Origin of the sequence: Cellulomonas avistercoris, assembly GCF_014836445.1 — a bacterium.
GTDB lineage: Bacteria > Actinomycetota > Actinomycetes > Actinomycetales > Cellulomonadaceae > Cellulomonas > Cellulomonas avistercoris.
This window is the reverse complement of sequence record NZ_JACSQV010000010.1, coordinates 1-26,437: the sequence shown is the minus strand read 5'-3', so window position 1 is coordinate 26,437 and position 26,437 is coordinate 1. Positions and strand designations below refer to the sequence as shown.

Here is a 26,437-nt window from a genome sequence, read left to right as displayed (position 1 = left end):
GGGGCGCGGGGACGTAGCCTGGCGGCGTGCCCGCGCCCCTGATGTTCGTGCTGTCGGGGCTGACGCAGTACCTCGGGGCGGCGCTCGCCGTCGGGCTGTTCGCGGTGGTGCCGGCGGGCACGGTCGCGTGGCTGCGCGTCACCGTCGCGGCCGGGGTGCTGCTCGCGTGGCGGCGGCCGTGGCGGGTGGCGGAGCTGTGGGAGGCGCGGCGCCTGCGCGTCACCGTGGTCTTCGGTGTCGTGCTCGCGACGATGAACGTCACCTTCTACATCGCGATCGAGCACCTGCCGCTGGGCACGGCGGTCGCGCTCGAGTTCCTCGGCCCCGTGGCCGTCGCCGCGGTGACCGGCTCCGGCTGGCGGGACCGTGCGGCGATCGCGGTGGCCGCCGTCGGCGTCGTGCTGCTGGCGGGCATCAGCCTCGACACCGGGCCCGGTGCCGTCACGGGGCTCGTCGCGATCGGCGTCGCCGCCGCGTGCTGGGCCGCGTACATCGTCCTGGGACGGCGGGTCGCGCGGGCCGGGGCGCCGGGGCCGTCGGGCCTGGCGGTCGCCATGGCGGCGGGCGCGCTGGTCCTGGCCCCGTTCCTCGTGGGCGGCGCGGGTCCGGTCCTGCACGACGCGCGGCTCGCGGGCATCGTCGTCGCGATCGCCGTGTGCTCGTCGCTCGTGCCCTACGTGCTCGAGCAGGTCGTCCTGCGCCGCGTCAGCGCCGCGACGTTCGCGATCCTGCTCGCGCTGCTGCCGGCCACCGCGGCCGTCGTCGGGGCCGTGGTGCTGCGGCAGTGGCCGCACGGCCTGGAGCTGGTCGGGCTGCTCCTCGTCTCGGGCGCCATCGCCCTGACCGCCCGCCCGTCGCGCGACGGGGCCGGCGGCGAGACCGACGGCTAGAGGTACTGGCCCGTCGACGGACGCAGGTCGTCCGGACGCTCGTCGCGCGCCACGGGCACCACGAGGCCGCCCGGCCCCGGCGCGTGCCCCGGCGGCAGCGCGCGGCGCATCTGCGTGAGCTGGGCCTGCGCGGCCATCTGCTGCGCGACCAGCGCCGTCTGGATGCCGTGGAACAGGCCCTCGAGCCACCCGACCAGCTGTGCCTGCGCGATCCGCAGCTCGGCGTCCGACGGTGCCGTGTCCTCGGTGAACGGCAGCGTGATGCGGTGCAGCTCGGCGAGCAGCTCGGGGGACAGGCCCTCCTCGAGCTCGTGCAGCGACCGCTCGTGGATCTCGGCCAGCCGTGCACGGGCGGCGGCGTCGAGCGGGGCCGAGCGCACCTCGTCGAGGAGCTGCTTGATCATCGTGCCGATCCGCATGACCTTCGCCGGCTGGCCCACCATGCCGGCCAGGTCCTCGTCCCCGCCGGGGCGCGAGCCGCCCTCCGGGCCGTCCGGGGGCACGACGACGACGCGCGGGGACGACGCCCCTCGCGCGGCCCCGGGGCCCACCCGGCCCTCGTCGGTGGTGCGCCCGCCGTGCTGCTCGCCGTGCTGCTCGTCGTGGTCCACCCCGCCATCATCACCGAGACGGCGGCCGGGCGCAGGCCCACCGGGGCGAGCGCTGGCTAGGGTGGGCGGATGGCGTGGCTCAGCACCGCGGCGCACGGCCGCTGGCTCGAGGCGGAGACGGACCGCCTGTGGGAGTTCGGGCGGCCGTCGCGGCTCGCGCGCGGCGGCTTCGCGCGGCTCGACGACGTGGGTCGTCCGCTGCCCGGACCGCTCGAGCTGTGGATCACGTGCCGCATGACGCACGTCTACGCGCTCGGCCACCTCGCCGGCAGGCCGGGGTCCGCCGCACTCGTCGACCACGGGCTGGCGGCACTGACGGGCCTGTTCCACGACGACGAGCACGGCGGCTGGTTCGCCGAGGTCGAGCCCGGCGGCACGCCGCGCGACACCACCAAGGCCGCCTACCCGCACGCGTTCGTGGTGCTCGCGGCCGCGAGCGCGACCGCGGCGGGACGCCCGGGTGCGCGCGAGCTGCTCGACGAGGCGCTCGCCGTGCAGGACCGCCGGTTCTGGGACGACGAGGCCGGCATGGTCGTCGAGGAGTGGGACCGCACGTTCACGGACCTCGACCCGTACCGGGGCGTCAACGCGAACATGCACACCGTCGAGGCCTACCTCGCCGCCGCGGACGTCACGGGGGACCGGCGGTGGCTCGACCGCGCCGTGCGGATCGTCGAGCGCGTGGTGCACGGCTTCGCGCGCGACGGCTCCTGGCGCCTGCCGGAGCACTACGACGCGACGTGGCGGGCCGACCCCGAGTACAACGCCGACACCCCGGCGCACCCCTTCCGGCCCTACGGCGCGACCGTGGGCCACGGGTTCGAGTGGGCGCGCCTCACGCTGCACGCGCGCGCCGCGCTGCGGGCCCGGGGTGACGACGCCCCCGCGTGGCTGCTGCACGACGCGGCCGACCTCTTCGACGCGTCCGCGCGCGACGGCTGGGACGTCGACGGCGCCCCGGGGTTCGTCTACACGGTGGACTGGCAGGGCCGCCCCGTGGTCCGTGAGCGCATGCACTGGGTCGCGGCGGAGGCGGTCGCGGCGGCCGCCGCGCTGCACGCCGCGACCGGGGACGCGCGCTACGACGACCTCTACACCCGGTGGTGGGAGTACATCGGCGAGCACGTGCTCGACCGGGACGGCGGCTCGTGGTGGCACGAGCTCGGCACCGACAACCGGGTCTCGCGCACCGTGTGGGCCGGCAAGGCCGACATCTACCACGCGGTGCAGGCGACGCTCGTGCCGCGCCTGCCGCTCGCACCCGCCCTGGCGCCCGCGCTCGCGGCCGGTCTGCTGGGCTGACGCCCGGCGCGCCCGGGCCCGCGCGGTCAGGCCAGCAGCAGGACCTTGCCGAAGACCTCGCCCGACTCGAGCATCTCGTGCGCGCGGCGCGCGTCGGCGAGCGGCACGCGCGCGTGCACGACGGGACGCACGCGCCCGTCGAGCACGAGCGGCCAGACGTGCGTGCGCACGTCGGCCATGATGGCCGCCTTCTGCGCGGCGGGCCGGTCGCGCAGCGTCGTCGCGATGACGGACCCCCGCCGCGCCATGAGCGCCGGCAGGTCGAGCTCGCCGCGCCGCCCCTGCTGCAGCCCGATGACGACGAGCCGACCGCCCTCGGCCAGCAGCCGCACGTTGGCGCCCAGCGCCCGGCCGCCGAGCACGTCGAGGACGACGTCCACGCCGCGCCCGTCGGTGGCGTCGCGCACCGCGTCGGCGACGTCCTGCGCGCGGTGGTCGACGACCACGTCCGCACCGAGCTCCCGCACGCGCGCGCACCGCTGCGGCCCGCCGGCGGTCGCGATCACGCGGTGCCCGCGGGCGTGCGCCAGCTGCACCGCCACCGAGCCGACCCCGCCCGAGCCGCCGTGCACGAGCAGGGTCTCGCCGGGTGCGAAGGCGGCTGTGCGCAGGTTCGACCACACGGTCGCGAGCGCCTCCGGCAGCCCGGCAGCGCCCTCGAGGTCACCCGTCGGAGGGACCAGGAGGGTCTGGGACGCCGGAATTGTCACTCTTTCGGCGTAACCTCCGCCCGCGAGCAGGCCGGCGACGCGGTCGCCGGGCCGCAGCGAGGGGGCGGACGCTCGGGCGTCGTCGGGCGGCGCCGCCGCGGGGCCTGTCTCGAGCACGACCCCGGAGACCTCGAGCCCCGGCCACGTCGGGGCACCCGGCGGGGGAGGGTAGTGACCGGCGCGTTGCAGCAGGTCAGCGCGGTTGACCCCGGCCGCGGTCACGCGGACGAGGACCTCGCCCGGCCCGGGGACGGGGTCGGGCACCTCCTCGACCCGCAGCACGTCGGGACCGCCCGGTGAGGTGACGACGACGGCACGCACGGGGCGAACGCTAGTCCGGCCGACCGGGGGACGGCATGCTGACGCGCCGGGGCAGTCCGTCCACGGACGCCCGATCTGCGGCCTCGATGCCGTATCGGGACGGGTGAGGTCCGTGGCAAACTCGGGCCCCGGGCTAATGGTCCGCTGTCCAGGTACCGATGAAGCGCAGACGGCAGTCACCTGCGGTGGCCGCACCACGGACGCACGCGGTATCGCGTAAGCGTCCGACGTCGGGCGAAGGGAAAGGATCGACATGCTGCGACGGCTCGGCATCCGTGCCAAAGTCCTGGCGGTCCTCGCCGTGCCCATGATCGTTCTGCTCGTGGCCGGTACGTACATCTCGTACGGCGCGATCAAGGATCTTCGGTACGCGAGGGCGACCCAGACCGTGGTGCGCACGCTCGACGCGCTGAGCCCGCTCACGGCGGCGTTCCAGCAGGAGCGGATCCTGTCCCTGACAGGGGCGCCCAAGGAGCAGGTCGACGCGGCGCGGCAGGTGACGGACAGCGCTCTCGCGGACGCCAAGAAGGTCACGGCGGAGCTCGACCTCGCGGAGTTCCCCGAGACGGTCGTCAAGGACTTCCGGGACCAGCAGACCACGTACCGGACCGCTCTTCCCCAGCTGCGCGAGCGCGTCGACGGCAACGCCCAGCGCGTCGTCGTCAAGAACGGCTTCCAGGACATCCTCGACGGTCAGACGCGCGTCATGGAGGGTGTCGCCAACTCGCTGCGCGACCGCGAGCTGGCCGAGTACGTCACCGCGAACCTCGAGCTCGCGATGCTGAGCGACGCGCTCGTCAACGAGTACGTCACGGGTGTCGAGCTGAAGAACGCCGTCGCCGACAGCCCCGCCCTCGCCCGCAAGTTCCAGTCGGAGACCACCGCCACCGAGCTCGCCCGTGAGCGTTCGCGCCTCATGGTCAGCGCGCTCGGCATCGACGGCCTCGAGGTCCGGACGGGCGACCCGACCCAGACCCTGCTGTCGATGCGTGCCAACTTCACGCAGGGCTCCGTGGGCGCGATCGCCGCGATCGACCTCGCGTCGTGGACGACGCAGACGACCGACCAGATGACGATGCTCGGCGACGTCAACAGCGGCGTGCTCCGCGGTGCCGACGAGATCGCCGCCGAGGGCGTGACCGCGGCGCGCGACCGGGCCCTGGTCACCGTCGCCCTCGCCCTCCTCGCCCTCATCGTGTCCTTCTTCTTCGCGGTCACGGTCTCCCGCTCGATCGTCGTGCCGCTGCGTCGTCTCACCAGCGCCGCCGCCGACGTCCGCGAGCAGCTCCCGCGCCTCGTCGAGCAGGTCTCGACGCCCGGCGAGGGGCCCGAGATCACGCTGGCACCCATCCCCGTCCGCTCCAACGACGAGGTGGGCCGCCTGGCCCAGGCGTTCAACGCGGTCAACGCGACCACCGTGCAGGTCGCCCAGGAGCAGGCCGCGCTGCGTGGCTCCATCGCCGAGATGTTCGTCAACGTCGCGCGTCGCGACCAGGTCCTGCTCAACCGGCAGCTGTCCTTCATCGACTCGCTGGAGCGCGCCGAGGAGGACCCGGGGACGCTGGCGAACCTGTTCCGCCTCGACCACCTCGCCACCCGGATGCGCCGCAACGCGGAGTCCCTCCTCGTGCTCGCCGGCATCGACTCCGGTCGCCGCCTGCGCGACGCGATGCCGCTGTCCGACGTCATCCGCACCGCCTCGTCGGAGATCGAGCAGTACGACCGCGTGCAGCTCGACCTGCAGGTCGACCCGCACATGCTCGGGTTCAACGCCCTGTCGGCCGCGCACCTCATCGCCGAGATCCTCGAGAACGCCACGGTGTTCTCCGAGCCCGAGACGCCGGTCATCGTCAGCACCGGTGTGTCCGGCGCGTCGGTCGTCGTGCGGATCGCGGACCAGGGCCTGGGCATGACGGACGCGGAGATCGAGGCCGCGAACATCAAGATCGCGTCCGTCTCCGCCGGTGACGCCCTCGGGGCCCAGCGCCTCGGCCTCTTCGTGGTCGGCCGCCTCGCCCAGCGCCTCGGCGCCGAGGTGACGCTGCGCAAGCGTGTCGGCGGCACCGGGACCGAGGCCTACGTGCAGTTCCCGAGCACGCTGTTCTCGGCCAACGAGGTCAACGCGTACGGGGCGCTGCCGCCCACCTCTGCTCCCGCCCCGTCCTCGGGGCTGCCGGAGGTCGAGATCCCCGAGGTGCGCGCCGTCGACCTCGCCGAGCTCACCGACGGCGAGACGTCGCTCGGTCTGCCGCGCCGTCGTCGCGGTGACGACACCGGTGCCTCGCCCGTGTCGCAGCCCGCCGCGGCCGACGAGGACGACTCGATCCCCGTGCCGATGCTCAGCAGCCCCGGTGGGCTGCCGACGCGGTCGCGCAAGACGTTCGACGAGGACAACATCGTCCTCCCGGTCGCCCCGGACACCCACCTGTCGCCCGAGCTGTCGGTCGACACGGGTGAGTGGGCGCCGGCGGTCGCCGCGACGCCGCTGCAGGCGGGTCTGCCGACCCGTGCCCGTGCCGCGACGTCCGCCTGGGCGAGCGAGCCGCAGCAGGACGAGGTGCGTCCGGTCGCGGCCCCCGCCGACCCGGCCGCGCGCGCCGGCCTGTTCTCCGGCTTCCGCAGCGGCAAGGACGTGCCCGAGCCGCTGACCACGCCGTCCCGCGACCCGTTCGTCGTGCCGTCGCTCGAGCCGGACGAGTCCGAGCAGGCCGCGGCGTCCGCGGCGCCCGCCGAGGACTCGGGCTGGCCGGTGCCGTCGTGGCGCGACCTGAGCAGCGGGCTGCCCAGCCGGGGTTCCGCCGCTCCCGCGCCCGCCGACGCGACCGACGACCGCCCGGTCGAGCAGTGGAGCGCACCGGACACCGAGTCCTGGACCGCGCCGCAGACGGACGAGAAGCCGTGGGCGCCGACGCTCGCCGAGGAGCCGTGGTCCACGCCGCAGCCCGACGTCGCGCCGTGGGCGCAGGACGCACCGGCAGCGGCGGACGAGCCGCAGCAGGCTCCGGCCGCGTCGTGGGAGGAGCCTCAGGCTCCGGCCGCGTCGTGGGAGGAGCAGCAGGCTCCCGCTGCGTCGTGGGAGGAGCCCCAGGCTCCGGCCGCGTCGTGGGAGGAGCCCCAGGCTCCGGCCGCGTCGTGGAACGAGCAGCAGGCTCCCGCCGCGTCCTGGGACGAGCAGCAGGCTCCCGCCGCGTCGTGGAACGAGCAGCAGGCTCCCGCCGCGTCGTGGGACGAGCCCCAGCCGTGGGCGCAGCCCGTGGCAGAGCCGCAGCTCGAACCGGCCGGTGACGAGACGCAGGTGTGGACCCGCGAGGAGGCCGCCGCCTGGGCGGCCGACCCCGAGGAGACGCCCGAGCAGACGCCCGAGCAGACGCCCGAGCACGAGCCCGAGCCGACGTTCACGTCCTACAGCGGCTACTCCGGCTGGGCCGGCAGCAGCGACCGTCCGTCGCTGCAGTACACCGCGCCCTACGTGCCCTTCGAGCGGTCGCTCGACGAGGCGCGGGCCTGGCACACCGGGGCGCTCCCGGTCGTCCCGGAGCCCACGCGCAACGGGCAGCCCGTCTGGTCGGCCCAGGCGCCGGTGGCGGAGCTCGAGCAGGTCGAGGTCGAGTCCGAGCCCGAGGTCGAGGAGGAGGTCGCCGCCCCGTGGGCGCCGGTCGCCGCCACGCCGCCGCCCGCCGTCGAGGCGCCGGCACCCGAGCCCGCACGCCAGGCCGCCCCGAGCGCGTGGCAGGAGCCGACGTGGCAGGACCAGCAGGCGCCCGTCGCGCCGGCACCCGCCGCGGCACCCGCCGCCGACCAGTGGCGCCCGTCGACCCCGGCGTGGGCCCGCTCCGCAGCCGCCGACCAGCCGACGCAGATGTTCGCGCCGGTGGACGACGCCCCGGTCGCAGCGGCTCCGGTCGCACCGGCACCGGCCGCCCCGGCGCCGGTGGCACCCGCGCCGTTCGCCCCGGCGCCCGTGGCACCCGCCGCGGCCGCACCGGCACCGGCGTGGCAGCCGACCGTGGCCCCCGCGGCGTCGAGCTCGGCAGCGCCGGCGTTCGGTGACCTGGTGGCCCCGGCGGACGACAAGCCGAAGCGTCGGTGGGGCAACTTCTTCAGCCGCAAGAAGGAGGACGAGCAGGTCGAGGAGGCACCCGCGCCCGCCGTGGCACGGACCCCCGTCCGCACGTCGGCCTGGGGCCCCGAGGGTGGTGCGTCCGCTGCGCCGGCCGCGCCGGCCCCGCAGGCTGCCCCCTCGACCGGCTGGGACGCCCCCACGTGGTCCGCACCCGCCGCGCCGCAGTCGGCTGCCACCCCCATCGTCCAGGAGGAGCGTCCCGCGCCCTCGTGGTCGCCGCCGGAGTGGGCAGGGCGTCAGCCCGCACCCGCCTCGACGGTCCCCCACCCCTCCGTCCCGCCGTCCGCCGCGCCTCGCGTGGGAACGCTCGACGACGAGGTGGCCGCGATGCTCGCTCTCCGCTCGGACATCCAGGAGCAGGCTCTCTCCGAGCTCAGCCAGCTGTCCGCGTACCGGCCCAGCGCCGTCGGAGCGGGCGGTTCGGAGCGACTCGCCAAGCGTGTGCCGAGCGCGGTTCCCGCCGCACCGGCCCCGCTGGAGGAGCGCCCCGTCCAGCGAGACGCCGATCAGCTGCGTTCCCGCTTGTCCAGCTTCCAGACCGGAACGTCGCGCGGTCGTCGCGCGGCGCACGGCCCCCAGGACGGTGACCACTCGTGATCCAACGAACCCGAGACCTCGGTGGCCCGTGTGTCACCGTGGACACCCCGCCCGCAGTCCGTCCAGACTGCACCATGAAGGAGGAAGTGTGACCGCGCTCAGCACCGAGGCAGCCAATTTCGGCTGGCTCCTGGACAACTTCGTCCGGACCGTGCCCGGCACTCGCCACACGCTCGTGGTGTCGGCCGACGGCCTGCTCATGGCGATGTCCGAGCAGCTCGACCGCACCAGCGGCGACCAGCTCGCGGCCATCGTCTCGGGCATGTCGAGCCTCACCCGTGGCGCTGCCCGCCAGCTCCGTGCGGGGGAGGTGCGCCAGGCGATCATCGAGATGGACCACCTGTTCCTCTTCCTCATGAGCGTCTCCAACGGCTCCGTCCTCGCGGTGGTGGCGGAGGCGACGTGCGACGTGGGCCTCATCGGCTACGAGATGGCGATGCTCGTCTCGCGCACCGAGGCCACGCTGACCCCGCAGCTCATCTCCGAGATGCGTGGCCAGCTGCCCGTCGACGGTGCGACCCGGGCGCCCGTCGCCTGAGGCCGGCTGCGATGAGCGAACACGTCGAGTACGAGGCCCGAACGGTCCGGCCGTATGCCGTGACCGGCGGCCGCGTGCGCTCGGCACGCTCCGACCTGCCTCTCGAGGCTCTGGTCGAGGTGATGCCGGGCGCCGTGGCGAGCACGGGTCTGACGCCTGAGAAGCGCGCGATCATCCAGCACGCATCGGCCGGGTACATCTCGGTCGCCGAGCTGTCGGCGCTCCTCCATCTTCCGCTCGGTGTGATCCGGATCCTCGTGTCCGACCTCACCGACGCGAACTCTGTGCGCGTGCACACCTCACAGCCGGTCGAGGTCAACACCGGTGAAAGCCCCGCCCTGTCCCTGAGCGTGCTGGAGAGTGTTCTCAATGGCATTTCCGCCCTCTGACGCCGCCGTCGCCGCTCCGGCGGGTACCGCGGGCGCAGTCGCACCCACCGTCGTCAAGATCGTCGTCGCAGGCGGCTTCGCCGTCGGCAAGACGACCTTCATCGGCTCGATCTCCGACATCGAGCCGCTCAACACCGAAGCAGCCATGACCGAGCACTCCGTGGGCGTCGACGACGCCGGCGGCGTGTCCGACCGCAAGACGACCACGACGGTCGCGATGGACTTCGGTCGCATCGCGCTGCCGGGCTCGCTGTGGCTGTACCTGTTCGGGACCCCGGGCCAGGACCGCTTCCTCTTCATGTGGGACGACCTGGTCCGCGGGGCCATCGGTGCCGTCGTGCTCGTCGACACCGACCGCCTCGACCAGTGCTTCCCCGCCGTGGACTACTTCGAGTCGCGCGGCATCCCGTTCGTCGTCGGCGTCAACTGCTTCGACGGGATCGCCAAGCACCAGCTCGACGACGTCCGTGAGGCGCTCGCCATCCCCGCCCACGTGCCGGTGCTCTACACCGACGCGCGGTCCCGGGCGGCGACCAAGCAGGCCCTCATCGCGCTCGTGCAGCTCGCCATGGAGCGTCTGCGCCAGCGGTGAGCCACCGCACCACCCGCGAACGGCCGGACCCCTCGGGGCCCGGCCGTTCGCGTCTGCCCGGCGGGGTGCCGGGTGCCGCCCGGAGTGAGGATGGAGTCGTGCCCGTACCGCGCACGGTCCTCGACGCCGAGGTCCTGCTGGCGAGCGACCCGGTGGCGAGCGTGTACGTCGACGGCTCGGCGCTGAGCCGCTACCTGCCACCGGCGCCGGAGGCGCGTGCGTGGGCCGCGTGGGCCGCCGAGCACGAGCCGGCCGTCGTGGTCTCGCGGGTCTCGGTGCTCGAGGCGCGGGTCACCGCGGGGCTGCTCGGCAGCGGCGCGACCCTCGCGCTGCTCGACGCGCTGACCCGGCTGCCGCAGATGCGGCTGTCCGACCAGGCGCTGCGGCGGGCCGTGCTGCTGCCGCCCGGCCTCGGGGCGTTCGCGGCGCTGCACGTCGGCGCGGCGCTCGCGCACCGCGACGTGCGGGCGATCGCGACGTACGACGTGACGACGGCGCGCGCCGCGGCCGACACCGGGCTCGACGTCCTCAGCCCCGGGCGCCCCGCGGGATGGTGGCGCTGACAGCGGCGGTGCACTCGGACGGGTGACGTCGACGTCGGTCCTGACGACGCGGTGCCGGGTCGCCTGCCCGTGCTGCACGATGTGCCCGTGCATGCCGACCCGCCTCCTGGTGAGAGCCTCGACCCGGCTCCTGACGAGCCCGAGGTCGACTCGGACGGCCCTGTGCAGCGGCCCTTGGCGACGTCCGGCACCCGCGGCTCGACCGGGGTGACGAGGCGACGCGAGACCTCGGGGCCGGCCCGCCGACGCCGGACGCGGGACGGCGCGAGCTGGTCCCGCTGTGGGTCGGCGGACTGGGGCTGCTCGGCCTGGGCGCCCTCGTCGTGACGCTGGTGCGGCTGTGGACGGACGCGGCCTGGTTCGAGGAGCTCGCGGACGTGGCGGTGCTCACGTTGCTCACGGGCGGACTGGGTGCGCTGCTCCGGGAGACGTGGACGTGGCACCGCTCCGGGGTCGTGCGGGTGCCTCCGCCGGTTCGCGGGACGCTGCCGCGGTCACCGGGCACCGGGCGTCCGAGCACGACGCGTGGCTGCTGCGGACGCAGCCGGTCCTCACCGCCACGGTCGTGGAGGTCCGGCCGCCGCTGACGGCCAGGGGTGAGGCAGACGTCGTGGTCGAGGTCGACGGGCGTCGTGCACGGCTCGCCCTGTCGTACCCCGAGATCGACGACGCCGCACCGGGCGCGACGGTGGAGGTGGTCGTCGACCCGGAGGACCCCGCGCACGTGCTCGCGACGACCAGCCACGACGACTGGGCCTACGCGTGGTGGGCCGAGGTCCTGCTGTGGGTGATGCTCACGCCCGTCTGCGTCGTGCTCGCCCGATGGCGGATGCCGCAGCGCGCCGCGGTCCGAGCGGCGAGGACCGCGAGCCTGACGCACCCGGCGCGCGTCCTCGTCGTCGGTACCCGGTGGGCGACCCTCGACGTCGGCGGCGAGCGCTGGGTCTTCAGCGGGCAGGCGCCCGCGGGCGAGCACGTCGTGCTGATGGGCGAGCCGCGGGACGGGAGCTGGGTCGTGCTCGACGACGGTCGGACACGCCTGCCGGACGAGCCTCTCCGCGCCCCCTGGGGTGACGAGGACGAGGGTGATGAGGGCGTGTGCGACGAGGCCGAGCAGGCGGACCCCGCGTGGTGACGCGCGGGACGCGTCGTTCCGCCGTCCCGCATCCGCCCGGCGACACTGGTGCCATGCCCACCCACGACCCGCACGCACCCCGCTGGCACGTCCGCGCACCCCGCGGCTGGCTGAACGACCCCAACGGGATCGGGTGGTGGGACGGCCGCTGGCACGTCATGTACCAGTGGAACCCGCACGCGCCCGTCTGGGGCGACATCCACTGGGGCCACGCCAGCTCGCCCGACCTGCTGCGGTGGGACCACGAGCCGACCGCGCTGACGCCACGGCCGGGCACGCTCGACGCGGGCGGCGCGTGGAGCGGTGTCGCGGTCCACGACGGGGGCGACGTGGCGCTCGTCTACAGCGCGGTGGCCACGGCCGGCGACACGGGGACCGCGGGCGTGGCCGTCGCGCGCCGCGGGCCGGACGGTCGCTGGGTCCAGCCCGAGCGGTGGGCGGCGCCGCACCCGGACGTCCCCGGCGTGGTCGACGTGCGCGACCCGTTCCTGCTGGAGGTCGAGGGGCGGCGCCTGGGCCTGCAGGGTGCCGGCACGCCGTTCGGCGGGGCCGTGCTCGTGTACGACGCCACGGACCTCGACGACTGGCGGCTGCTCGGCACGCTCGTCGTGGCCGACGACGTGCCGGCGGGCGTCGACGCACCCGGGCGCGTGTGGGAGTGCCCGCAGCTGGTCCACGTCGACGGCCGGTGGGTGCTGCTCGTGTCGTGGTTCGACCGCACGGTCGAGCCCGAGCGGCTGGGCGTCACGGCGTACACGGGACGTCTCGACCTGGACGGCGACGCGCCGCGGTTCGTCGTCGAGGCCTCGACGCCGCTCGACCACGGGCCGGACCTGTACGCGCCCCAGGCGCTCGTCGCCGACGACGGGCGCGTCCTGGTGTGGGGGTGGTGCTGGGAGTCGCGCGACGGCAGCCGGACGGCCGAGGAGGTCGCGGCCGTCGGCTGGGCGGGCCTGCTCTCGTGCCCGCGGGAGCTCGCCGTGACCCGGGACGGGCGTGTCGTCACGCGTCCGGCCGCGGAGCTCGCCGGCCTGCGCGGCGAGCCGTTGGACGTCGCGCGCGGCGACCTCGTCACCGACGAGCCCGCGTGGCGCGTCGAGGCGTCGGGCGGTGTGGAGCTGGCGCTCGTGGACGGTGACGACGTCGTGACCGTGTGGGCGACGGACGGACCGGCGGAGGTCCTGGTCGACGGCTCGCTGGTGGAGGCGTTCGATCCGACCCGGGGGAGCACCACGCGACGCGTCTACCGCCGCGCGGGGCAGCGGTGGCGGGTGCGGGCGGCGGGCGACGCGCAGGCGCACGTGCTGCGGGTGCCCTCGGCCTGAGGGCGGCCGCGACTCCGCCGGTGGTGTCGTACCCCGTCGCTACGGTGGCGGCACGCTCCGACACCGGGTCGGGGCGCAGGTCGATGACGACGCAGGGGGACGACATGAAGATGGGGAAGCAGAGAGTGGCTGCCGCGGCGGCCGTCGCGCTGGTGTCCGCGGTCGCGGTGGTGGTGCCCGCGGGGGCGGCACAGGCCGGCGGTTCGTGCAGCTCGCTGAGCGGGTGCTCGCGCGTGGAGAACGTCGACAACCTGCCGATCACGGCGCGGCGCAACTGGACCTGCAGCAGCGGGTCCACCGGCACCGCGAGCACGTCCTGCGTGAGCGGCGGCGCGCTCACGATCTACCAGAACGGCAAGACGCCGAGCAACGAGGACTGGGACGTCGTGCAGGTCGACGGTGGCTGGTGCTACAAGATCCGGTTCATCAACTGGTACGGCAAGGACTGGACGGTGCGGTACGACCGCCGCGGTCTGGGCAACACGTACGTCAAGGTGGAGAACGGCAGCCGGGCGATCGTGCAGGACCAGAGCCTGAGCAGCTGCCCGTGAGACCGGCGGGCGGGCGTCGGACCGGCGCCCGCCCGTCGCCGTCCCGGGCCTGCCGTGTGGGAGACTCGACGCCGCCGCCGGCTCGTCCGGCGGCACGGGAGGGCTGGCTGAGCGGCCGAAAGCGACGGTCTTGAAAACCGTTGGTGCGGTGACCCCGTGCTCAAGGGTTCGAATCCCTTGCCCTCCGCAGTCGCACCGTCCGGTGCACCGTCACACGGGCGCGTGCTCCGCCGCAGCGGACGTCGATCCGCGCACCCGCAGCTCGGCCGCGACCTCGTGCACGACCGCGGGGCGCCGCGGGTGGGTGATCCGCTCGGCCAGCGTGCGCACCGCGAGATCCGCGAGGACCTCGCGGTGCGGGTCCGCCGTCGTCAGGCGCGGGTGCGCGTACCGCGCGTCGACGACGTCGTCGATCCCGGCGACCGCCACCGCTCCCGGGACGTCGCGGCCCTCGTCGTGCAGCGCCCGTAGCCCGCCGAGGGCGAGCGAGTCGTTCATCGCGAAGACGGCGTCGAACTCCAGCGCCTCACGGCAGGCCGCCCGGACCTGCGCGTACCCGGCCGCGTGGTCCCACGTGCCGACCGGGCGGACGAGCTCCGGCGACGGCGCCACACCGGCCGCGTGCAGCGCGCGGCGGTGCCCGGCGAGCCGGCGTGCCGCCGTGGCGCTGCGGGTCGGGTCGCCCGCCAGCACCAGGATCCGCCGTCGGCCGAGCTGCAGCAGGTGCTCGGTCACCAGGCGTGCGGCCTCCTCGTTGCCGAACGTCACGTGGTCCAGCACGGCGCCCAGCCGGCGCTCCCCGAGCACGACGGTCGGCGCCAGCGTGGCCGGCTCGGGCACGTCGGGCTCCTCGAGCGCCACCGCGCTGAGCAGCAGACCGTCCATCACGCTGCGCCGTGGCCCGCGCAGCGCGCGCAGCTCGCCCTCGCGGGTGCCGCCCGTCTCCTCGATGAGCACGGTGAGCCCGCGTTCGCCTGCGGCGCGCACGACCAGCGCGCTGAGCTCGTTGAAGTACCCGGACATCGACAGCTCGGGGACCGCCAGCCCGATCACGCCGGTGGTGCCCGTGCGCAGACGGCGTGCGCTGAGGTTCGGCTGGTAGCCGAGCGCGCGGACCGCGGAGTCGACCCGCGACGTCGTCGCCGCCGCCACGCGCCCCGTGCGGTTGACGACCTCCGAGACGGTCTTGATCGACACCCCGGCGAGGCGGGCCACGTCGTGCAGGGTGGGAGCCGCCCGGTGCCCGTCGTGGTCGCGCGTCCCGGCCATACGAACCCCCTGTCCGACCTGCTGCGCCATGATGCCGCATGCCGCGCCGCAGGTCATGGGCGACGGCCGGCCACGTCTCACCCGTTCGGCGTCCACCGGGGCGTCACGCGCGGGCCGTACGCTGCCGCCATGGGTCACCCCGCTGCCGAGGCTCCCCCCGACGACGTCGTCGAGCCCGCACCCGCCACCCGTCAGATCGCCGCGTGGGCCGCGTGGGACTGGGGGTCGGCCGCGTTCAACGCCGTCGTCACGACCTTCGTGTTCACGGTCTGGCTCACCGGGTCCTCGTTCGCGGAGCCGGGCAGCGACGTCGACGCCGTGACGGCGCTGCACAGCCAGTGGCTCGGCTGGGGCCTGGCGGCCGCGGGGCTGCTCGTGGCGCTGACCGCCCCCGCGCTGGGGACCCTCGCGGACGCGGGCGGCCGGCGTCGTCCCCTGCTGGCGGGCGCGTCGGTCGTCGTGGGGCTGTCCGTGCTGGCGCTGTGGTTCGTCCAGCCCGCCGAGGGCGGCATGGCCGACGCGGTGCGCCTGGGCGTGACGCTGCTGGCGATCGGCACCATCGCGTTCGAGATCGGCTCGGTCGCCTACAACGCGCTGCTGCTGCAGATCAGCGGGCCGCGGACCATCGGGCGGATCAGCGGGATCGGCTGGGGCGCGGGGTACGTCGGCGGGATCGTGCTGCTCGTCATCCTGTACGTGGGCTTCATCCAGCCCGACGTCGGGTGGTTCGGCGTCACGTCGGAGGGTGGCCTCGACGTCCGGATCTCGATGCTCATCGCCGGTGCCTGGTTCCTGGTGTTCGCCGTCCCCGTGCTGGTCGCGGTGCCCGACCACCGCCGTCCGGGGGCGCCGCCCGCGCGCGTCGGCATCGTCGGCGCCTACGCCGCCGTCGGGCGCCACGTCGCCGAGCTGTGGCGCGAGCGCCGCTCGACCCTGCGGTTCCTCATCGCGTCCGCGGTGTTCCGGGACGGGCTCACGGGCGTGTTCACGTTCGGCGGCGTGCTCGCGGCCGGCACCTTCGGGTTCACCGACAGCGAGGTGATCGTGTTCGCGATCGCCGCCAACGTCGTGGCCGGTGCCTCGACCATCGGCGCCGGCTGGCTCGACGACCGGTACGGGCCGCGGCGCCTGGTGTCCTGGTCGCTCGTCGTGCTCGTCATCGCCGGGACCGCGGTCTTCCTGCTGCACGACGCGGGCACGTCGGCGTTCTGGGTCGGCGGGCTCGTGCTGTCGGCGTGCGTCGGGCCGGCGCAGTCGGCGTCGCGCGGGCTGCTCGCGCGCCTCGCCGAGCCGGGCCGCGAGACCGAGCTGTTCGGCCTGTACGCCACCACGGGACGCGCCGCGACGTTCCTCGCGCCGGCGGCGTTCTCGCTCGCGATCGGCATCGGCGGGGCGCAGTACTGGGGTGTGCTCGGCATCGTCGCGGTGCTGGCGCTCGGCCTCCTGCTCTTCCTGCCCGTGCGCTTCCCGCGCGGGCTCGGCGTCGACGGACGACGGGACGTCACGACGGACGCCGCATGACGGGGCCGCACGGCGCGTGGGAGCCGGACCGGCTGCTGCCGGGGTACGAGACGCGCACCCTGTGCGGGTGGCTCCCGCAGGCGCCGGCCACGGTGACGCGCGCGGTCGCGGCGGGCGGGCCGGACCCCGTGCTCACGCTCGTGCGGCCGGCGAGCGCACCGCCGGCACCGCGCGGGGTCGTCGTGCACCTGCACGGCTACAACGACTACTTCTTCGCGCGGCACCTGGCGGACGCCTTCCACGACGCGGGGTGGGCGTTCGTCGCGCTCGACGCGCGCCGCGCGGGCCGGTCGTGGCGCCCCGGCGACGTGCCGCACTACCAGGGCGACCTGCGCGAGCAGGCCACGGACCTCACGCGGGCCGTCGCGGCGGCGCGACGCACGTGGCCGGGGCTGCCCGTCGTGGTGCACGGGCACTCGACGGGCGGGCTCGTGACCGCGCTGTGGGCGCACGCGCACCGCGCGCGCGGGGGCCCGGACGCGGTGGTGCTCAACAGCCCGTTCCTGTCCGTCGAGCGGTCCTGGGTGCGTCCGCTCCAGGACGGTGCGCTGCGGCCGCTCGCGCGTCGGGCACCGCTGGCCGTGGTCGCGTCGGCGCCGTCGCGGTACGCCGCGCGCCTGGCCGAGCGGTGGGACTTCGACACGTCGCTCAAGCGCCCGGACGGGGTGCCCGTGCGCGCGGGCTGGCTCGCGGCCGTGCGCGCCGGGCAGCTGCGCGTCGCGCGGGGGCTCGCGCTCGGCGTCCCCGTGCTGGTCGCCCGGTCGTCGCGCTCGGGTGCCGACGTGGCGGGCGGTGACGACCTGGACGGTGCGGACACGGTCCTCGACGTCGCGACCATCGCGGCGCTGGCACCGCGTCTCGGGGCGGACGTGCGCGAGGTCGTCGTCGAGGGCGGCGTCCACGACCTGGCGCTGTCGCTCGACACCCCTCGTGCGGCGTACCTGACCGCGGTCACCGGCTTCCTGAGCACCGTGCGCGGCTGACGAGCGCGCCCGGCCCGCGCGGTCAGCCGACGAGCGTCGCGTGCAGCGCGCCGACCTCGTCCGCGCCGAGCCCGAGCCCGTCGCGCAGGTAGCCGTCGACGGACCCGAAGTGCTCGCGCACCGCGCCGAGCGCCGCGTCCAGGTACTCCTCCCGCACCTCCAGCAGGGGGACCAGGAGGCGCGGGTCGCCGCCGACGGCGGCGAACTGCTGCAGCAGCGGCGCGTACATGGCCCGCACCGCCGGGTTCACGGCGAGGTACTCGGTGCGCGCGTCCGCCTCGCCGACGCCCACCGCGAGCAGCAGCACCGTCGTCGCCCAGCCCGTGCGGTCCTTGCCGGCCGTGCAGTGGTAGAGCACGGGCGCGGCCGTGTCGCCCAGCAGCTCGCGCAGCAGCGTCGCGTAGCCGGTCCGGGCCGCGTCGCCGACGACGAGGTCGACGTACGTCTGGCGCATCCGGCCCGCGGGGTCGAGCGCGGCCAGCACCTCGCCCGCCTCCTGCGGGCGCCGCAGCAGCTCGCCCGGGTCGAACGCGGGGGCCTGCGGGTCCAGCGCCAGGACGTCGGCGTGCACGCCGCGGGCGCCGGCGGGCAGCACGTCGGGCAGGGCGGCGCGCTCGGCCTCGGTCCGCAGGTCGACGACGGTGCCGACGCCGAGCGCGGCGATCGCGGGGTCGTCGGCGATCGCCGGTGCGCGCAGCTCGGCCGAGCGGAACGCGACGCCGCGTCGCACGGTGCGACCGTCGGCCGTGGCCCACCCGCCGACGTCGCGCAGGTTCGCCAGCGACGTCGAGACGACCACGTGCGGGTCGGCGTCCGCGGCGGCGCCGCGGGGGTCGGGCACGGGCTCGCCCGTCGGCGTCGTCGGCGGGTGCGGGGGCAGGGTCGCGTCGTCGTCCACCCCGCGACCCTCGCACACCGTCGCCGCGCGCGCGTCGTCCCGGCCGCGCCGTAGGGTGGTCCGCGTGCCGGAGGGTCATACCGTTCATCGGATCGCGCGGCAGATGACGCTCGACCTCGTCGGCCCCCCGCTGGCCGTGAGCTCGCCGCAGGGCCGGTTCGCCGCCGGTGCCGCGCGCCTCGACGGGCGGCGGATGACGCGCGCGGCGGCGGTCGGCAAGCAGCTCTTCTGCACGTTCGACAGCGGCGACGTGCTGCGCGTGCACCTGGGCCTGTACGGCGCGTGGGACCTGTACGGCGACGTCAGCCCGCTGGGCGAGGGCGACGTCGCGCGCGGCAGCCTGGGCGCTCCCCGTGTGGCCACGCGCGCCGGCCGCCCCGGCGCCCCGGGGGAGCCGCCGCCGTCGACGCGCCGGCTGCGGATGGGGGAGGGCGAGTCGCAGCAGCTCGTCGAGGGCGCCGCGACGTGGCCGCCGCCGCCCGTGGGGCAGGTGCGCGTGCGGCTGGACTCGGGCTCGGTCGTCGCCGACCTGCGCGGCCCGACGGCGTGCGAGGTCCTCACGGCCGACGAGGCGGCGCTCGTGCGGGACCGGCTCGGTCCGGACCCGCAGACCGTCGGGGACACGACGGCCGCGGGCGAGGTCGTCGTCGACCGCGTGACGCGCCGCAACGTGGCGGTCGGGCAGCTGCTCATGGACCAGTCGGTCGTCGCGGGGATCGGCAACATCTACCGTGCCGAGCTGCTGTTCCGCGCGCGGCTCGACCCGTGGACCCCGGGCCGCCGCGTGCCGCCCGAGGTGGTGCGCGCGATCTGGCAGGACTGGGTCGGGCTCCTCGCCGACGGGATCCGCGACGGGTTCATCCTGACGCGCGAGGACCTCGACGCCGCGGGACGCGAGGCCGCGCGGCTCGACCCGACGCTGCGGCACTGGGTCTACGGCCGGGCGGGTCTGCCGTGCCTCGTGTGCGGCACACCGGTGGTCGTGGAGGAGATGGCGACGCGCAACCTGTTCCGCTGCCCCGCCTGCCAGGTGTGAGCCGCGGGCCGCGTCAGGGCTGTGCGGTGTGCAGCTCCCCGACGGGGACCTCGGCCGCGAGCGTGTTCGCGCGCGTCGCCAGGGGGCAGGACCACGCGGGGTCGTAGGCGCACGACGGGTTGTAGGCGAAGTTCAGGTCGACGACGAGCCGGCCGACGTGGTCGCACCCCAGGTCGGCGCCCTTGATCGTGTCGAGCAGGTACCGCCCGCCGCCGAACGTGCGGCGGCCGGCGAGCGCGTCCCGCACGGGCAGGAACAGCCCGCCGCCGTACCCGCGCAGCGACCACAGGGTCAGCACGCCCAGGTCACCCAGGCGGACGGTCCCGACGCGGTCGAACCCCACCACGCCGTCGGTGTCCGTCGTGAGGTCGAGCCGTTGCTGGCCCGCGGGCTCGACCTCGACCGTGAAGCGGTACGCCGGGTCGTAGGGCGCGACGTCGAGCCCCGCGAACTCGGCGCGGGCGTCGGCGGTCAGCGGCGACGCGGGGTGCGACGCGAACAGCTCGTCGCGCTCCTGGACCCAGACGGCGTGCGCGTGGCGGGGGTCCTCGACGGCGAGGGAGCGCACCAGCGCGTACGTCGCGGCGGTGCGTCGCCGCCAGTCGGCGAGGTCGAGGGCCGCGTCGAGGCGGGTGGCGGCATGCATCGCACCACGGTCCCAAGAGCGACGCCGTCGCGCACGTCGAGCGGCGCGTCGAACGGCGCGTCAGGCACCGGGGCGCGCGCGCCGCAGGCGCCGCAGCTCGCGCAGCGCGACGGCGGCCACGACCGCTCCCGGCACGAGCGCGGCCGGCCGGCCCCGCAGGGCGACGACGACGCACACGAGCCCGATCAGCCCGCACACGACGACGAGGAGCAGCGACGACCACCGGACCGCCCGCAGGCCCCGGCCGGGTTCCCACCAGCGCACCCGCCGACCGTACCCGCGAGGCGTCGCGGTGCGCGCCCCCGCACCCGCGTCACCGGCGCCCTCGTGCGAGGCTGGCCGGCATGGATCTGCGCATCTTCACCGAACCCCAGCAGGGCGCCACGTACGACGACGTGCTCGCCGTCGCGCGCGCGACGGAGGACCTCGGCTTCGACGCCTTCTTCCGCTCCGACCACTACCTGACGATGGGTGGCGACGGGCTGCCCGGGCCCACCGACGCCTGGACGACGCTGGCGGGGCTCGCCCGCGAGACGAGCCGGATCCGGCTGGGCACGCTCGTGTCGTCCGCGACGTTCCGGTACCCGGGCGTCCTGGCGATCCAGGTCGCGCAGGTCGACCAGATGTCGGGCGGCAGGGTCGAGCTGGGGCTCGGGGCCGGCTGGTTCGCGCAGGAGCACGCGGCGTACGGCATCCCGTTCCCGGCCAAGCGCTTCGGCATCCTCACCGAGCAGCTCGAGATCGTCACGGGGCTGTGGGGCACGCCCGTGGGCGAGACGTTCGACCACGCGGGGGAGCACTACACGCTGACGGACTCCCCGGCCCTGCCCAAGCCGGTGCAGCGCTCGCCGCTGGACCCGTCGCGCCCGGGTGTCCCCGTCATCGTCGGAGGCGGCGGTCCGACGCGCACACCGGCGCTCGCGGCGCGGTTCGCGGCCGAGTACAACCAGGCGTTCCCCGAGGTCGCGAGCGTGCCCGGGCGCATCGCGCACGTCCGGGCCGCGTGCGTCGAGGCGGGCCGCGACCCGGCGACGCTGGTCCAGTCGGTCGCGCTCGTGCTGTGCGTCGGCCGCGACGAGGCGGAGCTGGCGCGACGCGCGGCGGCGATCGGCCGCGAGGTCCCGGAGCTGCGGGCCAACGGCATCGCGGGCACGCCGGACGAGGCGGTCGAGCGCCTGACCTGGCTGGCCTCGCAGGGCGTCGAGCGGGTGTACCTGCAGGTCCTGGACCTGGCGGACCTCGAGCACCTGCAGCTCGTCGCCGAGCAGGTCGCGCCGCACCTGCCGGGGGCCTGACGCCGCAGCCCGCCGTCGGGGCCCAGTGCGGCCCGGAATGTCCGAATGGTGGGACGTATCCGGGGTGCCCGAAATGTTCACACGGTTGTCATCTTTCGACGTCCGTGCAGGTGGGCACGCTTCCACGACGTGGCGCGGGGTGCTCTTCGGACGCGACCGGGTGAACCGGACGCGCGTCCCAGATGACACCCCGCGCCGCGGGCTCCTACCTTCGGTGACATCCACGAGGGACCACGTCACCGCAGGTCCCGGACCTTCCGGGCCGTCGGCCCCTCGTGCACCAGGCGCCAACGAGGCCGTCGTGAACGCGACGCCGGCCCCACCCGGGGACGGCCGTCGAGCGAACGCCGACGCACCTTTGGGGGGCGACCCGTGGCCACCACCTTCGACCGACTCATCCTCGAACCACGCCGGACCGACGACACGCGCCACCGGCCGCAGAGCACGCGCTCGCCCGAGAACGAGGCGACGCAGAGCCCGTCGCTCGTGCTGCTGGTGCTGCTGGCGTCCGCAGGGATCGTGATCTACGCGGTCTTCCTGCTCAACCCCGGCAACCGCGGCGACTTCCTGCCGTACGTGCTCGTGATGCTCGCCGAGACGATCCTCATCACGCACGCGCTCCTGGCGATGTGGACCGTCCTGTCCGCCGCGTGGAACCCGCGCGGCTTCACCTTCCACCACTCCCAGGAGCGGTTGTACGACCTCGCGGAGATCATCCGTGACGGCGCCGAGGAGGAGCCCTGGCGCTGGCAGATCTACCTCGAGGACCGTCCCGTGACGGTCGACGTGTTCATCACGACGTACGGCGAGGACCTCGAGACCATCCGCCGCACCGTGAGCGCGGCCCTGCGCATCCAGGGCAGGCACAACACCTGGGTGCTCGACGACGGCCGCTCGGACGACGTCCGTGACCTCGCGGCCGAGCTCGGCGCGCGCTACGTCCGCCGCCTGTCCAGCGGCGGCGCCAAGGCCGGCAACATCAACCACGCCATGTCGCTCGCGCGCGGCGAGTACTTCGCGGTCTTCGACGCGGACTTCGTCCCGCGGCCGGCCTTCCTGCACGAGACGCTGCCGTTCTTCGCGACGGCCGACGTCGCGTTCGTCCAGACGCCGCAGACCTACGGCAACTACGACAACGTCATCAGCCGCGGCGCCGGGTACATGCAGGCCGTGTTCTACCGGTACGTGCAGCCGGGGCGGAACCGGTTCAACGCCGCCTTCTGCGTCGGCACCAACGTCATCTACCGGCGCGCGGCGGTCGACGCGATCGGCGGCATCTACACGGACTCCAAGTCCGAGGACGTCTGGACGTCGCTCATGCTGCACGAGCGCGGCTGGCGCACCGTCTACATCCCGACGACCCTGGCCGTCGGCGACACCCCCGAGACCGTCGAGGCCTACACCAAGCAGCAGCTGCGGTGGGCGACCGGCGGCTTCGAGATCATGCTCACCCACAACCCGCTGTCCCGGAAGCGCAACCTCACGATGGACCAGCGCATCCAGTACTTCGTGACGGCGACGCACTACCTCACGGGCATCGCGCCCCTGCTCCTGCTGCTCGTGCCGCCGCTCGAGATCTACTTCGACCTGTCGCCGATGAACCTCACCATGACGCCCGCGACGTGGGCGATGTACTACGCCGGGTTCTACGTCATGCAGATCCTCCTGGCCTTCTACACGCTCGGGTCCTTCCGGTGGGAGGTGCTGCTGCTCGCGTCGGTGTCGTTCCCCATCTACGTCCGGGCGCTCGTCAACGCGGTCCTCCGCCGCGAGCAGGCGTGGCACGTCACGGGGCGCAAGGGCGCCTACCGCTCGCCCTTCGCCTTCATGCAGCCGCAGGTGCTGGTCTTCCAGTTCCTGCTCATCACGACCGCGGTCGCGGCCTGGAAGACGTACTCGTCGGGCGTCTTCACGCTCGCGCTCGCGTGGAACGCGACCAACACGCTCATCCTCGGCGGCTTCATCGTCACCGCGTGGCGCGAGGGGCGCCGGGGACGCGCCGAGGCGCGGGCCCGTGAGCGTGCGCTCGCGACCCACGACCGGGCCGCCGCGGACCTCGCGGCCGACGCGGCGCTGCTCGAGCTCGAGCCGGCCGGCGCGGCCGCCCCCTCGTCCGCACCACGCTGACGCACCCGCCGTCGGCCCGCGCCGACGCCCACCGACCCGTCCCGGACGCACCCCGCCGTCGGCCCCGCCGACGCGCGCCCTGACACACCCCGCTGACCGAGAGGTGATCCCATGACCTGGGCCAGCCGCATCCGCCTGCTCGCGGGCACGATCCTCGTGCTCGTCGTCGCCGCCCTGGCGACCTACCACCTCAACGAGACCAAGGGTCGCGCCACCAGCGACTCCGCGCAGATCCTCGCCGAGACCTACGCCGTCGGCAGCCCGTACGCCGGGCTCATCGCCGACCACCTCGTCGACGTGGGCGACGTCGTCAAGGAGGGCGACCCGATGTTCGTCATCGACTCCTCGGGCCTCACCTACGACCTCGCGAACGGCCTGGTCGTCGAGCCGCCCGAGTTCACGAGCCTCGACGACCAGGGTCGCCTGGTGCTGCTCGCGAGCGGTGACGGGCGCATCACGCAGCTCGCGGCCAAGCGCGGCACCTTCGTGCCGTCCGCCCAGACGCTCGCGACCGTGCAGCGCGCCGGCACCCTGTACGTGCAGGGCGAGTACACGCTGACCGCCAAGGAGTACGCGCGCCTGCCCGACGGCGCGGACGTGACGATCACGCTGCCCAACGAGACGACGCTCGACGGGAACGTCGAGCGTGTCGAGGTGACCACCATCGACGGCCAGGCGCAGGCCGTCGTGCGCGTCACGAGCGACGAGCTCGTCGACGGCTCCGACAACGGGCTGGTCTCGGCGGGCACGCCCGTCGTCGTGCAGATCGCCCTGATGAACGACGGCGTCGTGACCACGGTCGCCGGCAAGATCCGCACCTACGTCGAGGGGGTGCTCGGATGACCGGGGACCGCACGGCCCTGCTGGACTCCGGTCGCACGCGCTGGGTGATCGCCCTCGCCGTCCTCGTCGTGCTCGCGGTCGTCGTGCTGCTCGTCGTGCGTCCCTGGGCGGGCGGCACGGTGGCGCCCGCCGCCGGCGGCTCCGGCGGGGGCGCGCCCGCGGCCCCGGTGGTCGGCCCCGACGACGCGACGCCGCCGGACGTCGACGCGGCCGCCCTCACCGGCGCGCTCGTGCAGGCGGCGGACGCGAAGAAGTTCGACCCGGTGCGCCTCGCCGAGGGCGTCGTGCCGCCGTCCAACCGCTGGTACTCGGGCCTCGTCTTCGGCGAGGAGCTGCTGCCGGTCTTCCCGCTGCCGCTGTCGTTCGCGCTCACGCCCAGCGGTTTCACGGTCGGGCTGCCCGACCCGGTCACCAGCGCGAAGGCCGTGGTCGGCCCGCACGTGCCGGCCGTGACGGTCGACGTCGGGGCCGCGTCCGCGCAGGTCGTGGCAGCCGACCCCGTGGCCGTGACGACACGTCTGCTGGACGCCGGCGGCGCGCCCCTCGGGGACGTCACGGTCGCGGCCGGATCGCCGTTCGTCTCCTTCACGGCGGCGGCCGACGTCGACGTCACGGCGGGCGAGGGGTTCACCACGCTCACCGACGGCGTCGCGGAGACGGAGGTCGCGGGCACGACGTGGGCCCTCGCGGTGTCCGACGGCACCCTCGCCGACGGCGCGCTCGCGCTGCCGCAGGGTGCGACGGCCGCCTGGTACGCGCTGCCCGACGACGCCTCGGACGACGCGGCAGCGGTCCTCGCGGCCGCCGCCGTCGACCCCGTCGTGGGCGTCGACGTCACCTACGGCGTCGGCGACGACGTGGCCCGCACGACCCTCACCTACCGCACGGCGGGCGCGACGCCGAGCGCCTACGTGCTGATGCGGCACCACACGACGGGCGAGCAGCCCGAGCGGGACGGCTGCGGCCTGGGCACCTACCGCAGCGTCTACGGGACCCTCGAGCTGTGCGCGGGGTCGACGCTCACGTCGTTCGCGCCGACCCTCCACCCGACCGGTGAGCTCGACCTCGAGGGCGTCGACGGGGAGCGTCGCGACGCGATCCTCGCCCAGCTCGAGCTCGACGTCGCCGCGACCGGTGCGTTCGCCTCCGACACGTACTTCGGCGGCAAGAACCTGTACCGCGCGGCGACGCTCGTGCGGCTGGGGGAGGCGCTCGGTGCGCCCGACACGGTCGCCGGGCTGCGCACGCGCGTGGCCGACGCGCTGCGGGAGTGGGCCGAGCCGGCCGGGTGCGACGCGCGCGACGCACGGTGCTTCGTCTACGACGAGGCGGCCCGCTCCGTGATCGGGCGGACCGCGTCGTTCGGGTCCGAGGAGCTCAACGACCACCACTTCCACTACGGGTACCTGCTGTCCGCAGCGGGCCTGCTCGGAGCGGACGACCCCGACCTGGTCGACGACCTGCGCCCCGTCATGGACGCGCTCGCCGCCGACATCGCGGCGGCCGAGCCGTCGCAGGAGCTGCCGCAGCTGCGCACCTTCGACCCGTACGCGGGGCACGCCTGGGCGTCGGGGACCTCGCCCTTCGCCGACGGCAACAACCAGGAGTCCGCGTCCGAGGCCGTCAACGCGTGGAACGGCCTGGGGCTGTGGGCGGCCGCGTCCGGTCAGGACGACCTGCTGACGCAGGCCACCTGGCTCGCGTCGACCGAGGCGGCCTCCGCGCGGGACTACTGGACCGACCCCGACCTCGACGACCCCGTCACCGAGGGGTTCGAGCACCGCGTCTTCGCACTGAACTGGGGCGGCAAGCGCGACTGGGCGACGTGGTTCAGCCCCGAGCCCAGCGCGATGCTCGGCATCCTGCTCATCCCCATGGGCCCGGTGTCGGACTACCTCGCGGTGGACGTGGACCCGGACACGATCCTGGCGGCCGTCGACGAGGCGGCCCCGGCGGGACCGGACGTCCTGTTCGGCGACTACCTGCTGATGTACCGGGCGCTGGCCGGCCCGGAGGAGGCCGCTGCCGCGTGGGACGCCGCGGTCGCGCTACCCGACACCTCCGTCGACAACGGCAGCTCGCGCGCCTACCTCCTCGCCTGGCTCGCCGCTCACGGTGCCTGAGCCGTCGGCGGGCGGGGCCCCCCCCCCCCCGGGCCGGTGGCCGGGCCGC

23 protein-coding genes and 1 tRNA gene are annotated in these 26,437 nt (G+C 75.1%); 18 read left to right on the top strand and 6 right to left on the bottom strand.

The features are described from left to right. Positions 1-26 precede the first annotated feature (26 nt). A complete protein-coding gene (locus H9657_RS12285; RefSeq protein WP_191783708.1) occupies positions 27-890 on the top strand; it encodes an EamA family transporter in 864 nt (287 codons plus the stop codon). Here H9657_RS12285 and H9657_RS12280 read toward each other — a convergent pair. Then, on the bottom strand, positions 887-1,441 hold the full coding sequence (locus H9657_RS12280) for a proteasome activator (protein WP_191783811.1): 555 nt from the start codon (positions 1,439-1,441) through the stop codon (positions 887-889). The two genes, H9657_RS12285 and H9657_RS12280, sit on opposite strands and share 4 nt — an antisense overlap. Before the next feature lie 129 nt (positions 1,442-1,570). On the opposite strand from H9657_RS12280, the gene H9657_RS12275 reads away from it, so the two are divergent. Further along, positions 1,571-2,803 (top strand): AGE family epimerase/isomerase, encoded by a 1,233-nt coding sequence (locus H9657_RS12275; protein ID WP_191783707.1) that lies wholly within the window; start codon positions 1,571-1,573, stop codon positions 2,801-2,803. 26 nt (positions 2,804-2,829) lie between these two features. On the opposite strand, the gene H9657_RS12270 is transcribed toward H9657_RS12275, so the two are convergent. Beyond that, on the bottom strand, positions 2,830-3,834 hold the full coding sequence (locus H9657_RS12270; protein WP_191783706.1) for an NAD(P)H-quinone oxidoreductase: 1,005 nt from the start codon (positions 3,832-3,834) through the stop codon (positions 2,830-2,832). 253 nt (positions 3,835-4,087) lie between these two features. Here H9657_RS12270 and H9657_RS12265 point away from each other — a divergent pair, with 253 nt between their 5' ends. From H9657_RS12265 to H9657_RS12225, 9 genes are all read left to right on the top strand, one after another. Beyond that, the gene (locus H9657_RS12265) at positions 4,088-8,554 is read left to right on the top strand and encodes an ATP-binding protein (protein ID WP_191783705.1); all 4,467 of its coding nucleotides are present in this window, start codon (positions 4,088-4,090) and stop codon (positions 8,552-8,554) included. Positions 8,555-8,642: 88 nt separating this feature from the next. Next, positions 8,643-9,092, top strand: coding sequence for a roadblock/LC7 domain-containing protein (locus H9657_RS12260; RefSeq protein WP_191783704.1), 450 nt, complete (start codon positions 8,643-8,645; stop codon positions 9,090-9,092). Positions 9,093-9,103: 11 nt separating this feature from the next. Beyond that, entirely contained in the window at positions 9,104-9,481 is a 378-nt protein-coding gene (locus tag H9657_RS12255; RefSeq protein ID WP_191783703.1) for a DUF742 domain-containing protein, read from the top strand. Continuing rightward, entirely contained in the window at positions 9,462-10,073 is a 612-nt protein-coding gene (locus H9657_RS12250; protein ID WP_013118385.1) for a GTP-binding protein, read from the top strand. The genes H9657_RS12255 and H9657_RS12250 overlap by 20 nt, the downstream gene beginning before the upstream one ends. A gap of 98 nt (positions 10,074-10,171) precedes the next feature. Then, positions 10,172-10,636, top strand: coding sequence for a hypothetical protein (locus H9657_RS12245; RefSeq protein WP_318241467.1), 465 nt, complete (start codon positions 10,172-10,174; stop codon positions 10,634-10,636). A 436-nt stretch (positions 10,637-11,072) separates the two neighbouring features. Continuing rightward, positions 11,073-11,771: a hypothetical protein gene (locus H9657_RS12240; RefSeq protein ID WP_191783702.1), complete on the top strand. Its 699-nt coding sequence runs from the start codon at positions 11,073-11,075 to the stop codon at positions 11,769-11,771. A 53-nt stretch (positions 11,772-11,824) separates the two neighbouring features. Then, positions 11,825-13,096: a glycoside hydrolase family 32 protein gene (locus tag H9657_RS12235; protein ID WP_191783701.1), complete on the top strand. Its 1,272-nt coding sequence runs from the start codon at positions 11,825-11,827 to the stop codon at positions 13,094-13,096. 110 nt (positions 13,097-13,206) lie between these two features. Then, positions 13,207-13,647, top strand: a complete 441-nt coding sequence (locus tag H9657_RS12230) for a hypothetical protein (RefSeq protein ID WP_191783700.1) — start codon at positions 13,207-13,209, stop codon at positions 13,645-13,647. A gap of 97 nt (positions 13,648-13,744) precedes the next feature. Further along, a tRNA-Ser gene (locus tag H9657_RS12225) sits at positions 13,745-13,834 on the top strand. Between the two features lie 23 nt (positions 13,835-13,857). Here H9657_RS12225 and H9657_RS12220 read toward each other — a convergent pair. Further along, entirely contained in the window at positions 13,858-14,916 is a 1,059-nt protein-coding gene (locus H9657_RS12220; protein WP_191783699.1) for a LacI family DNA-binding transcriptional regulator, read from the bottom strand. A gap of 129 nt (positions 14,917-15,045) precedes the next feature. Here H9657_RS12220 and H9657_RS12215 point away from each other — a divergent pair, with 129 nt between their 5' ends. Continuing rightward, complete coding sequence (locus tag H9657_RS12215; protein ID WP_191783698.1) at positions 15,046-16,437, top strand: MFS transporter; 1,392 nt, start codon at positions 15,046-15,048, stop codon at positions 16,435-16,437. Further along, complete coding sequence (locus H9657_RS12210; RefSeq protein WP_191783697.1) at positions 16,434-17,420, top strand: alpha/beta fold hydrolase; 987 nt, start codon at positions 16,434-16,436, stop codon at positions 17,418-17,420. The genes H9657_RS12215 and H9657_RS12210 overlap by 4 nt, the downstream gene beginning before the upstream one ends. A 22-nt stretch (positions 17,421-17,442) precedes the next feature. Here the strand turns inward: H9657_RS12210 and H9657_RS12205 are convergent, their stop codons facing one another. Further along, positions 17,443-18,318, bottom strand: a complete 876-nt coding sequence (locus H9657_RS12205; protein WP_318241466.1) for a tyrosine-protein phosphatase — start codon at positions 18,316-18,318, stop codon at positions 17,443-17,445. A gap of 64 nt (positions 18,319-18,382) precedes the next feature. Here H9657_RS12205 and H9657_RS12200 point away from each other — a divergent pair, with 64 nt between their 5' ends. Then, positions 18,383-19,354 (top strand): Fpg/Nei family DNA glycosylase, encoded by a 972-nt coding sequence (locus H9657_RS12200; protein WP_191783695.1) that lies wholly within the window; start codon positions 18,383-18,385, stop codon positions 19,352-19,354. A 13-nt stretch (positions 19,355-19,367) separates the two neighbouring features. Here H9657_RS12200 and H9657_RS12195 read toward each other — a convergent pair whose 3' ends face one another. Together H9657_RS12195 and H9657_RS12190 are read right to left on the bottom strand one after the other, a co-directional pair. Next, complete coding sequence (locus H9657_RS12195; protein WP_191783694.1) at positions 19,368-20,000, bottom strand: DUF1684 domain-containing protein; 633 nt, start codon at positions 19,998-20,000, stop codon at positions 19,368-19,370. A 60-nt stretch (positions 20,001-20,060) separates the two neighbouring features. Then, positions 20,061-20,264: a hypothetical protein gene (locus H9657_RS12190; protein WP_191783693.1), complete on the bottom strand. Its 204-nt coding sequence runs from the start codon at positions 20,262-20,264 to the stop codon at positions 20,061-20,063. Between the two features lie 80 nt (positions 20,265-20,344). Between H9657_RS12190 and H9657_RS12185 the strand changes: the two genes are divergently transcribed. The 4 genes from H9657_RS12185 to H9657_RS12170 all read left to right on the top strand — a co-directional run bounded on the left by H9657_RS12185 (position 20,345) and on the right by H9657_RS12170 (position 26,388). Beyond that, complete coding sequence (locus H9657_RS12185; protein ID WP_191783692.1) at positions 20,345-21,295, top strand: LLM class F420-dependent oxidoreductase; 951 nt, start codon at positions 20,345-20,347, stop codon at positions 21,293-21,295. A gap of 372 nt (positions 21,296-21,667) precedes the next feature. After that, entirely contained in the window at positions 21,668-23,422 is a 1,755-nt protein-coding gene (locus H9657_RS12180; protein ID WP_318241465.1) for a glycosyltransferase family 2 protein, read from the top strand. Positions 23,423-23,533: 111 nt separating this feature from the next. Beyond that, a complete protein-coding gene (locus tag H9657_RS12175) occupies positions 23,534-24,265 on the top strand; it encodes an HlyD family secretion protein (RefSeq protein ID WP_191783691.1) in 732 nt (243 codons plus the stop codon). After that, a complete protein-coding gene (locus H9657_RS12170) occupies positions 24,262-26,388 on the top strand; it encodes a glycosyl hydrolase (RefSeq protein WP_191783690.1) in 2,127 nt (708 codons plus the stop codon). Before H9657_RS12175 ends, H9657_RS12170 begins: the two co-directional genes overlap by 4 nt. Positions 26,389-26,437 lie beyond the last annotated feature (49 nt).